This window comes from Kitasatospora sp. NPDC007106, from assembly GCF_040634455.1.
Lineage (GTDB): Bacteria > Actinomycetota > Actinomycetes > Streptomycetales > Streptomycetaceae > Kitasatospora > Kitasatospora arboriphila.
Map to the genome: position 1 here is coordinate 37,726 of NZ_JBEYFP010000007.1, position 9,702 is coordinate 47,427.

11 protein-coding genes are annotated in these 9,702 nt (G+C 74.9%); 6 read left to right on the top strand and 5 right to left on the bottom strand.

Going from position 1 to position 9,702, the window contains the following annotated elements; all coding sequences use genetic code 11:
* Positions 1–6 precede the first annotated feature (6 nt).
* From ABZ641_RS01840 to ABZ641_RS01855, 4 genes are all read right to left on the bottom strand, one after another.
* Positions 7–423: a cupin domain-containing protein gene (locus ABZ641_RS01840; protein WP_344624564.1), complete on the bottom strand. Its 417-nt coding sequence runs from the start codon at positions 421–423 to the stop codon at positions 7–9.
* Positions 416–1,282 carry a sulfurtransferase gene (locus tag ABZ641_RS01845; protein WP_344624563.1) on the bottom strand — a complete coding sequence of 289 codons (867 nt, stop codon included), beginning with the start codon at positions 1,280–1,282 and terminating at the stop codon, positions 416–418. The genes ABZ641_RS01840 and ABZ641_RS01845 overlap by 8 nt, the downstream gene beginning before the upstream one ends.
* 68 nt (positions 1,283–1,350) lie before the next feature.
* Positions 1,351–1,899, bottom strand: coding sequence for an HPP family protein (locus ABZ641_RS01850; protein ID WP_344624562.1), 549 nt, complete (start codon positions 1,897–1,899; stop codon positions 1,351–1,353).
* 27 nt (positions 1,900–1,926) lie between these two features.
* Positions 1,927–3,414 (bottom strand): vanadium-dependent haloperoxidase, encoded by a 1,488-nt coding sequence (locus ABZ641_RS01855; protein WP_344624561.1) that lies wholly within the window; start codon positions 3,412–3,414, stop codon positions 1,927–1,929.
* A gap of 420 nt (positions 3,415–3,834) precedes the next feature.
* On the opposite strand from ABZ641_RS01855, the gene ABZ641_RS01860 reads away from it, so the two are divergent.
* From ABZ641_RS01860 to ABZ641_RS01870, 3 genes are all read left to right on the top strand, one after another.
* Complete coding sequence (locus ABZ641_RS01860; RefSeq protein ID WP_359978414.1) at positions 3,835–4,767, top strand: BTAD domain-containing putative transcriptional regulator; 933 nt, start codon at positions 3,835–3,837, stop codon at positions 4,765–4,767.
* Between the two features lie 228 nt (positions 4,768–4,995).
* Positions 4,996–5,487 carry a hypothetical protein gene (locus ABZ641_RS01865; protein ID WP_344624559.1) on the top strand — a complete coding sequence of 164 codons (492 nt, stop codon included), beginning with the start codon at positions 4,996–4,998 and terminating at the stop codon, positions 5,485–5,487.
* 107 nt (positions 5,488–5,594) lie between these two features.
* On the top strand, positions 5,595–6,476 hold the full coding sequence (locus ABZ641_RS01870) for a GNAT family N-acetyltransferase (RefSeq protein WP_359978417.1): 882 nt from the start codon (positions 5,595–5,597) through the stop codon (positions 6,474–6,476).
* A 24-nt stretch (positions 6,477–6,500) separates the two neighbouring features.
* Here the strand turns inward: ABZ641_RS01870 and ABZ641_RS01875 are convergent, their stop codons facing one another.
* Positions 6,501–7,076 (bottom strand): TerD family protein, encoded by a 576-nt coding sequence (locus ABZ641_RS01875; RefSeq protein ID WP_344624557.1) that lies wholly within the window; start codon positions 7,074–7,076, stop codon positions 6,501–6,503.
* Between the two features lie 232 nt (positions 7,077–7,308).
* On the opposite strand from ABZ641_RS01875, the gene ABZ641_RS01880 reads away from it, so the two are divergent.
* From ABZ641_RS01880 to ABZ641_RS01890, 3 genes are all read left to right on the top strand, one after another.
* Positions 7,309–7,761 carry a BlaI/MecI/CopY family transcriptional regulator gene (locus tag ABZ641_RS01880; protein WP_344624556.1) on the top strand — a complete coding sequence of 151 codons (453 nt, stop codon included), beginning with the start codon at positions 7,309–7,311 and terminating at the stop codon, positions 7,759–7,761.
* A 3-nt stretch (positions 7,762–7,764) separates the two neighbouring features.
* Positions 7,765–8,709: a M56 family metallopeptidase gene (locus tag ABZ641_RS01885; protein WP_344624555.1), complete on the top strand. Its 945-nt coding sequence runs from the start codon at positions 7,765–7,767 to the stop codon at positions 8,707–8,709.
* Positions 8,710–8,809: 100 nt separating this feature from the next.
* Positions 8,810–9,568 carry a sporulation protein gene (locus tag ABZ641_RS01890; RefSeq protein WP_359978422.1) on the top strand — a complete coding sequence of 253 codons (759 nt, stop codon included), beginning with the start codon at positions 8,810–8,812 and terminating at the stop codon, positions 9,566–9,568.
* Positions 9,569–9,702: the final 134 nt, after the last annotated feature.

Genomic DNA, 9,702 nt, shown 5'->3' on the forward strand with positions numbered 1-9,702 from the left:
GACGGGTCAGGCGCCGGCGCCGACCCCGGTGGTGATCTCGTCCGCCTCGGGTGTGCGGGCCGAGGCCGGGCGGGCCCGGACGGCGAGCACCGTGCAGCCCTCGGCGCTGGACATCTGGTGCCGGGTGCCGGGCTCCTCCACGACGAGGTCGCCGCGGACGAAGCGGCGGCCGTCGCTGTGGTCGAGGACCCCGTCGAGGACGAGCATCAGCTCGTGGCCGAGGTGCTCGTGGAAGTCGCCGTGCGCGCCGGGCGGGAAGCGCAGCAGCAGGGCCGCGGAGTCCTCGCCCCGCTCCGCGTCCGGGCCCCACAGGACGACGAACTCGACGCCCACGCGGCCGGGTTCGGTCCACGGGACCCAGGGCAGGTCGGTCTGGTCGAAGCCGTTGCGCAGTACGTCGCGCATCACCGTCACGTCAGGCACGGGCCACCTCCGAGGTGCGGACGACGCCCCAGGGCAGCGGCCCGGAGACGATCGGGGCACCCATCAGGGAGCCGAACTCCCGCCAGGCGCCGTCGTAGTTGGCGACGCCGGGGCGTCCGAGCAGCTCGCTCAGCACGAACCAGCTGTGCGCGGACCGCCAGCCGATCCGGCAGTAGACGACGGTCGGCGCGTCCTTGTCGAGCTGGCTGTAGAGCGCCTCCAGCTCCTCCGCGTCGCGGAAGGTGCCGTCCGGGCGGACGGTCGCGCTCCACGGGATGTGCTGCGCGGACTCGGCGTGGCCGGGTCGCACGCCCTGGTCGTCCGGGACGCCGGGCGGGGCGGTGCGCTGGCCGAGGTACTCCTCCAGCGAGCGGCAGTCCACCAGGTTGATCGCGCCGATGCCGCCGAGGACGGTGTCCCGGTGGGCGCGCAGCGACGCGTCGAGCGTCCGGACGGGGTACTCCACCGGCGTCCGGACGGGGGCCTCGACGGTCAGGTCGCCGCCGAGCGCCTCCCAGCGGGCGCGGCCGCCGTCCAGCAGCCGCAGTTCGCGGTGGCCGTGCAGCCGGAACTGCCAGTAGCCGGCCGCGGCCCACCAGTTGCTGTTGCCGCTGTAGAACACGACGGTGTCGTCCGGGCCGATGCCGTGCCGGCCGAGGAGGGCGGCGAACGCCTCCGGGCCGATCAGGTCGCGGCGGACGCGGTCCTGCAGGTCGGTCGTCCAGTCGAGGCTGACCGCCCCGGGTATCCGGCCGCCCGGGTTCGGGCCGCCGTCGGTGATCTCGACGAGGACGACGCCCCCGTCGGAGCCGTGGGTCCGGACCCAGTCGCAGTCGACCAGGACGCTCTCGCGGTCCATCGTTACTCCCTTCGGATCGCTGGGCCGGCCGGACCGGCGGCCGAGGGCCGCCGGTCCGCCGGGTGCGGTCACCACCAGTAGGTGGGGTACTTGCCGATCGCGCCGATCCGGGAGGCCAGCAGGCCGACGAGGATCAGCAGGACGCTGCCCGCTGCGAGCAGCAGCAGGAACCGTGCGGGGGCCGGGTGCTGGACGACCACCAGCACCGCGGTGGCGGCGGCCGGGGCGTGGACGGCCCGCAGCACGCCCATCAGGGCGACCGACAGGCCGGCCGCGACCGAGGCCGTCCACAGCGAGTGGCCGGCGACCGCGGCGGCCGCGTAGCCGATCACCGCGGAGCCCATCTGGCCGAGCAGCACGTTGCGCGGCTGGGCCGGCGGCAGGGCCGGGCTGGCGCAGATGATCATCGCGGTCGCGGCGAGCGGCGCGATCAGCAGCAGCGAGTCGGTCGCCTTGCCGATCACGGCCAGCACCAGCAGCGACACGATGGTGGCGAGCGTGCCGGCCACGGTGGCCCGGGTGCCGGCGAAGGCCGGGGCGCGGCCGCCGAGGCCCCCGCCCGACCCGGCGGCCGAGGCGGGTGCGGAGGCCGGCCGGTTGGCGGTCTGGTTCGTCATGGTGTGTCAGCTCCCGTGGTGACGGCGTCAGTTGTGCGAGCCGTGGAGGAGGTCCATGGCCTTGCGGTGCACAACGCCGCCGATCTTGTGGCCCATCTCCAGGCCGGGACCGTTGTCGAAGCTCCAGTGCATGCCGCCGTAGATCCGGGAGATGCCGGCCTGCTCGGCGGCGGCGGTGAAGGTGGGCCACTGCAGCGTCACGTCCACGGCCGGGGTCAGTCCGGGCTCGACGGTCGAGGTGCCGGCCTTGAACAGGTAGGAGTCGCCGAACGAGTCGGTGCCGGTGAAGCGGCGGAGGAACTCGGCCGCGGCGCCGGAGAAGGTCGAGTGGCCGGAGACGGTGGCGGGGAAGCCCGGCACCGCCACGTACGCCCGCCAGTGCACGCCGTCCATGGTGACGGTGCCCTGGCCGGGGCCGCCCCAGGCGCGGATCTGCTGACCGCGGCGGTCGTAGGGGACCAGCGTGGAGGGGCGGGCGAAGTCGTACTGCCGCTTGACCGCCCAGGAGCCGATCGCGGCGTCGCACTCGGCCATGTTGAGGCCGAAGAACAGCGGTGCGTCCTCGTCGATGCCGTAGCCGTCGCGGGCCGACACGAACCGGGCCCAGGACTGCTGCGCGCCGGGCGGGGTGACGTCGTTGTCCAGCCAGAACTCGGCGATCGCCTTGTGCTCGTCGGTGAGACCGGCGCTGATGTCCACCAGCTCCTCGATCGCGTCCGACATCCGGGTGGACGGGTAGGCCGGCGGGGCCGCCACGGTGAACTGGTCCGGCCGGGTCAGCGCGAACGGCGTCATCACCGAGAACTGCGGGGTGAGGAACTTCTGCGCCTTGCCGCCGACGATCAGCGGGGTCCAGTGCTCGGGCGCGGTGACCAGGGCGGGGTCGAAGGCGGCGATCGACTGCGGCTGGTTCACCGCGGTGTAGCCGGTGGTGTCGACGTAGCCGCCGCCCTGGTTGGCGCCGTCCTGGTGGCGGAAGTCCAGCACCGCCTGGGCGGTGCGGCGGCCGATGCCGGCCGGGGTGTTCGGGCCGGCCTGGGCGTTGGGGTCGTAGCCGAGGCTGCGCATGAAGGAGTCGGCGGCGGCCGCCTGGTTCGGGAAGAGGTCGCGCATCGCGAGGTGCGCCGCGTAGCTGACCGCCTCGCTCTTGTTGGCGAGGGTGCGCTCGCGGCGCGGGCGGCGCAGCGAGCCGCCGAACCGGGTGCCGACCGCGCAGGAGTCGTAGCAGGCCCAGGCGTCGTATATCGCGTTGTGGATGACGGCCAGCGCCCGCGCGTTGATGGTCGCCGGGCCGAACACCGTGCCGGCGAGCTTGTACTCGGCGAGGATGGCGTCCATCACGGCCTGGTTCCAGCGCACGATGACGCTGACCTGGTGCGCGCCCGCCGCGCGGCGGCCCGTCCGGGTCTCGGAGGCCCACGCGGTGGCGGGCAGGGCCAGCGCGCCGGCCACGCCGAGTCCGGCGGCGATGACCCGGCGGCGGGTGGTGTTTCGGGTGGGGAGGGGAAGGGTCATCGGTGTCGTTCCTTCTCGCGTTCGGGCCGACGGCCGGGGAAGCGGCTTTGTGCGGAAGGTATGTGACGGTTCGTGGCATGAACGTTGCAGCCGCATTGCACCGTGTTGCACTGGAGCTGACGGTGTCTCGTCAAACATTTGTACGGGCCGGAATCGCCGCTGCTCAGACGAGCGGTGCCCGTCCGGAGGTCGATCGGCTTCTTCTATGGCTCCCATGCAATGCGGCGATGGCGCTCGCTGCCGCCGACCCGCGGTGGTTAGCGTGGAAATGAGGCCGCCCGACACCAGGGAGCGGGACCGACGAGCGGCACCGGGCACGGCACCGCAGCGCGGACGACACCGCGGCGAGGTGCCCGCCCCCGGCACCGCGACGCCACGGACCGCCCCGGGCGGACCACGGTGCGAACACGGGGGCAAGCCATGATCCAAGCACTTCCGGGCGGCGCCGGCATCCGCAGCGTCGCCACCGCCAGGGGCGGCCAGGCGCGTCGGAGCGTCCCGGCCGATCCCGCTCCACCACCACCGCGCCCGCGGGCCCTGCGGGCCGCCGACGGCCCGGACGGCCACCGCCCGTGCCCGGTCACGGGCGTGCGGATCGACCTGCTGGGCGGCTTCGCCCTGCACCTCGACGGCGAGGAGGTCCAGCCGGGCATCGGCGCCCGCCGCCTGCTCGCCCTGCTCGCCGTCGAACCCGGCGGCCTCACCCGCGCCAGGGCCGCCGCCGTCCTCTGGCCGGGCCTCGAACCCGCCCGCGCCGGAGCGGCACTGCGCACCGCGCTGCACCGGCTCCCCGGCTGCCGCGCCGACCTGCTGCACGAAGGCCGGGAACGGCTCCGGCTCGCCCCGGACGTCGCCACCGACCTGGGCGAACTGCGCACCACCGCCACCCGGGTGCTCAACCTCGCGCTCCCCCTGGACGCCGAGGAACTCGGCCGGGCCGCCACCTGCGACTTCGGCCACGACCTGCTGCCGGACTGGGAGGAGGACTGGCTCGACCACCACCGGATGCGCTGGCGCGAACAGCGCCTGCACACCCTGGAGGCACTCTCCTTCCGGCTCGTCCAGGCCGGCTGGGTGGGCGCGGCGGTCGACGCCGCACTGATCGCCATCCACGCCGACAACCTGCGCGAGAGCGCACACGAGACGCTGGTCGCCGCCTACCTGGCGGCCGGCAACCGGATCGCCGCCAACGCCTACCGGGCCACCTACCGGGAACAGCTCCGGCGGGAGCTCGGCGGCCGCGAGCCGGCAGCCCGCGACACGGGCGGCCGGCCCGGCGGGCCGCACGGCGGCGGCGAGCAGGGCATCCGCAGCCTGCACCGCCCCGCCACGGGCCGCCAGGACGCCCCCTAGGACGTGTCTTCAAGGCGTACGGATGCCACGCAGGGCGCGCCGGGATGTGCCCCACGCGTCCCTGGACCGACCACCCGGGCGCCCTTCGGAGACGGTTCCCAGGACCTGTCTCCAGGGGCGTCAGGGTGCCCCTGAACGACCGTCCGCGCGGCCACCCCGCGCCGCTGCGCCCTGCCCGCGCGGACCCGTCCCGACCCGTCATCCGCCGTGTTCTGGAGGCAATCCGTCGTGACCATGACCCCCGAGCTCAAGCCGCCCGGCCCGCTGCTGCCGGCCGCGCCCGCGCCGCAGACCCTGACCACCCGGCTGCGCCCCGGCCTGCACCGCTGGGGCGTGACCCTGCTGCGGGCCGGACTCGGCGTGCTGTACGTGTGGTTCGGCATCCTGAAGATCATCGAGCGCAGCCCGGCCGGCGTCCTGGTGACCGGGACCATACCCGGCCACCCCGGCGGCTGGGTCGTCCCCGCCCTCGGCTGGGTCGAGGTGCTGCTCGGCCTCTGGCTGCTCTCCGGCCGCGGCCTGCTGCTCGCCCTGCCGGTGCTCGGCGCCCACCTCTGCGGCACCTTCGGCGTCCTGCTGTTCATGCCCGGCACGGCCTTCGACGACGGCAACCCGCTGCTGCTCACCCTGGTCGGCGAGTTCGTGGTGAAGAACCTGGTGCTGCTCACCGCCGTCCTGGTGGTCACCACCGACTCCCGCCGGCGCCCGGACGGCGTCTAGCGCGGAGACGGCCCGACCGGTGGCGTTGCCGTAAATGCTTTGCGGCGCGGGGTCGGTGCTGCCTACGGTCGCCGGGCCGCCGTCCGCCCGCAGCGCCTGGAGCCGCCGTGCCGATCCGCCTCACCGCCCTCGCCGATCCCTCTGCCGGCCCGCACCGGCGCCGGACCGCCTGGCTCGCCGCCGACGACGACGGCGTGCCGGTGGGATCGGCCTTCCTGCGGCTGTCCGACCGGGAGGAGCAGCGCCGGCTGGCCGAGGTGGAGATCACCGTGCACCCGGCCGAGCGCCGGCGCGGCACCGGCACCCTGCTGCTGGAGGCCGCCGCCGACGCGGCCCGGACGGACGGCCGGGAGGTCCTGCTCGCCGTCGCCGAGGAGGGCGGGCCCGGTGAGGACTTCCTCGCCGCCCGCGGGCTGCGCCGGGTGCTCGTTTTGATCGAGGCCCGGCTGCCGCTGGCCGACACGGACGAGGGGGCGCTCGCCGCCCGCGCCGAACGCCCGCACCCCGGCTACCGGTTGGTGGACTGGGACGGTGCCGTCCCGGACGACCTGCTGGAGCGCTACCTCGCCGCCCGCCCGGCGATGGACGACATGCCGCTCGGCGGCACGGGCCACGGCCCGGTCCGCTGGACGGCGGAGCGGCTGCGTGCCGCGGCCGACCAGGTCGCGGCACACGGCGACCTCCTGCACACCGTCGCCGTGCTGTCCGAGGACGACGGCGCGATGGTGGCCTTCACCGAACTGGTGGTGCCGGGCGACGGCACCGGCGACGGCCAGCACTACGGCACGGGCGTGCTGCCCGGCCACCGCGGCCGCGGTCTGACCGGCTGGATGAAGGCGGCCTCGATCGGCACCGCCCGCCGCCGCCACCCGGCGCTGGAGGGGCTGATGACCGACACGGCGGAGGAGAACACGCCGATGCGGCGCGCCAACGAAGCCCTCGGCTACCGTCCGACGCGCCGCCTCTGCCACTACCGGCTGGACCTGTAGGCCGGATCCGCCCGGCCCGACGGGTCAGACGTTGACGCCGTAGTCCAGCGCGATGCCGCGCAGGCCCGAGGCGTAGCCCTGGCCGATCGCGCGGAACTTCCAGTCCGTGCCGTGCCGGTAGAGCTCGCCGAAGACCATCGCGGTCTCGCTGGACGCGTCCTCGGAGAGGTCGTAGCGGGCGACCTCGCGGCCGGTGGCCTGGTCGACCACGCGGATGAAGGCGTTGCGGACCTGGCCGAAGTTCTGCAGCCGGCTCTCGGCGTCGTAGATCGACACCGGGAAGACGATCTTCGAGACGGCGAGCGGCACGCCGACCAGGTCGACCTTGATCTGCTCGTCGTCGCCGTCGCCGCCACCGGTCAGGTTGTCGCCGCTGTGCTCGACCGAACCGTCCGGGCTGGCCAGGTTGTTGTAGAAGACGAAGTGCTGGTCGGTCATCACCCGGCCGTTCTCGCCGCACAGCAGGGCGCTGGCGTCGAGGTCGAAGTCGGCGCCCGTGGTCGACCGGACGTCCCAGCCGAGTCCGACGATGACCGACGTCAGGCCCGGGGCCTCCTTGCTCAGCGAGACGTTGCCGCCCTTGGCCAGCGAGACTCCCATGGCTTCCCCTCCCGGAGTGCCGCACCGGGCCCGTCCGCCCGGCCGATCCGATCACTGTGAGCCATGAATCTACAGCACTGTAGAGGCCGGACGGGCCCTTCCCCGCGCCCTGACGCGGTCTCACCGGACGGCCCGGACCGAACCGCTCAGTAGGATGGCGGCGCCGTCGCACCCGCGGCGCGCAGCAGCGGGCGGGCGCAGGCCCTGCCGGGGACGCACGGGAGGCGCCGCCATGGTCCAGGAGCGCGAGCCCGACGCCGGCGGCTTCCGGGCCCGCCGCCGCGGCCAGGGCGAGCTGGAGGCCCAGGTGCTGGAGCTGCTGCGGGAGGCGCCGGGGCCGGCCACCGCGGGCTGGGTCCAGGAGCGGCTGGACGGCGGACTCGCCTACACCACGGTCGTCACCATCCTCTCCCGGCTGCACGCCAAGAAGGCCGTCTCGCGCACCCGTTCCGGCCGCTCCTACCACTGGCAGGCCGCCGACGCGGCCGGGCTGGCCGCCCTGAAGATGCGCCGGGTGCTCGACAGCGAGGCCGACCGCGACGCGGTGCTCGCCAGCTTCGTCTCCGCGCTGCTGCCGCACGACGAGGTGCTGCTGCGGGCCCTGCTGGACAGCGCCTCGGACGGTGCGGCACAGTCCGCGGGCACCGGGCGGGAGCACGACGGGCCGGCCCGCCGCGAGGGCTGAGCCGTGGCCGTCCTCGTCTTCCTCTTCCTGCCGCTCGTCCTGCCGCTGACCGCCCTGCCGATCTCCCGGCTGGCCGAACAGCACCTGCATCCGCGGGCGGCGACCCGGCTGCTCACCGGGTTCGGCCTGGCGATGGCCGGCTGCAGCGCGCTCTGCCTCGGCCTGCTCGGGGTGCTGGGGACGGCGCAGATCCCCGGCAACCCGCTGCCGGACAGCTGGTCCGACCCCGAGGTCCGCGACATGGTGCCGTTCCACGTCGAGGTGGGCGCGGCCTCGATCGCGATGCTCGCGGTGGTGCTCGGCGCGGTCGCCCGCACGCTCGCAGGCCGGTTGCGGGTCGCCGCCCGGGCGCGCCGCGCGGTCGCCGACCTCCCGGCGGAGGACGGGCCCGCGGTACTGCCCGACGACCGCCCGTACGCCTACGCGCTGCCCGGCGGGTCCGGCCGGATCGTGGTCTCCACCGGCATGCTGGCGCACCTGGCCGAGGACGAGCGGGCGGCCCTGCTCGCCCACGAGCAGGCCCACCTGACGCACCGGCACCACCGCTACCTGCTGGCGACCCGGCTGGCCGCCTGCGTGAACCCCTTCCTGCGGCCGCTGCACCGGGCGGTGGCGTACTCCACCGAGCGGTGGGCCGACGAGGAGGCCGCCGGCGCCGTCGGCGACCGCCGGACGACGGCCCGTGCGGTCGCCCGGGCGGCCCTGGTCGCCCACCAGGGGGTGCTGCCGGGGGTCGCGGCCTTCGCCGATCCGGCGCCCGGTCCGGTGCCGCGCCGGGTGGCGGCGCTGCTCGGCCCCGTCCCGTCCGGCCGCGCCTGGCCGCCCGCGCACAGCCCGGCCGGTCCGGCCGCGATGCTGGCCGCCGCGGGCACCGCAGCCTCGGCGCTCTCCGCCCTGAACGCGGCCACCGCGCTGCTGCTGGTGCTGAAGGCCGCCACGCCGCTGTGACGGCCTGCTGCGACGGTGTGCCGGGTCGGGGCCGTCCGGGTCAAGCGCGGGCAAAGTACGATCGGCCCCCTCACCACCCGAACCGGTAAGGAGAGCACCGATGGTGTTCAAGCGGCTTCTCGGCGCGCTGGGCGTCGGCGGACCCACCGTGGACACGGTCCTGTCCACGCCGACCGTGCACCCCGGCGGCACCGTCCACGGCCAGGTCAACCTGGTCGGCGGCGAGCGGGACGCGGAGATCAACGGCATCACCCTCGCGCTGGTCGCCCGGGTCGAGGTCGAGTACGAGGACCACGAGGGGCACACCAACAAGACCTTCGCCTCCGCGATGGTCAGCGGCCCGCTGCGGCTGGCGGCGGGCGAGCGCCGCGCGGTGCCGTTCGCCCTCCCGGTGCCGTTCGAGACCCCGGCGACCACCATCGCCGGCCAGCACCTGTCGGGCATGGCGCTCGGCGTGCGCACCGAGGTGGACATCGCGGGCCAGCTGGACAAGGGCGACGCCGACCCGCTGGCGGTCGAGGCCCTGCCGGTGCAGCAGCGGGTGCTGGACGCCCTGCTCGCGCTGGGCTTCCGCTTCACCCGGGCCGACCTGGAGGCCGGCCACATCCGCGGTACCCGGCAGACGCTGCCCTTCTACCAGGAGATCGAGTTCCGGGCGGCGCCGCAGTACGCGCACCGCTGCAACGAGATCGAGGTGACCTTCATCGCCGACGCGTACGGCGTCGAGGTCGTCCTGGAGTTCGACAAGCGCGGCTTCCTGCACGGCGGCGACTCGGTGCGCACCTACCACCTCGACCACGCGGCGGCCCAGCAGGACCTGGCCCCCGTGGTGGACGGCTGGATCCGCGCCGCGCTGTAGCGGCACCCGCAACGGGAACGGCGGACCGCCGGGGCACTCTCCCTGCCCCGGCGGGCCGCCCGGGGCCGGGCCCCCCCCCCCCCCCGTGGCCCGGTTTTATTTGGTCTTAACACCTGAAAAAAAAACTAAACACA

Excerpts from the sequence above, each read along its gene's own strand:
- ABZ641_RS01850 (WP_344624562.1), bottom strand. The coding sequence starts at position 1,899 with ATGACGAACCAGACCGCCAACCGGCCGGCCTCCGCACCCGCCTCGGCC.
- ABZ641_RS01875 (WP_344624557.1), bottom strand. The coding sequence starts at position 7,076 with ATGGGAGTCTCGCTGGCCAAGGGCGGCAACGTCTCGCTGAGCAAGGAG.
- ABZ641_RS01890 (WP_359978422.1), top strand. The coding sequence starts at position 8,810 with ATGGTGTTCAAGCGGCTTCTCGGCGCGCTGGGCGTCGGCGGACCCACC.
- ABZ641_RS01845 (WP_344624563.1), bottom strand. The coding sequence starts at position 1,282 with ATGGACCGCGAGAGCGTCCTGGTCGACTGCGACTGGGTCCGGACCCAC.
- ABZ641_RS01880 (WP_344624556.1), top strand. The coding sequence starts at position 7,309 with ATGGTCCAGGAGCGCGAGCCCGACGCCGGCGGCTTCCGGGCCCGCCGC.
- ABZ641_RS01855 (WP_344624561.1), bottom strand. The coding sequence starts at position 3,414 with ATGACCCTTCCCCTCCCCACCCGAAACACCACCCGCCGCCGGGTCATC.
- ABZ641_RS01860 (WP_359978414.1), top strand. The coding sequence starts at position 3,835 with ATGATCCAAGCACTTCCGGGCGGCGCCGGCATCCGCAGCGTCGCCACC.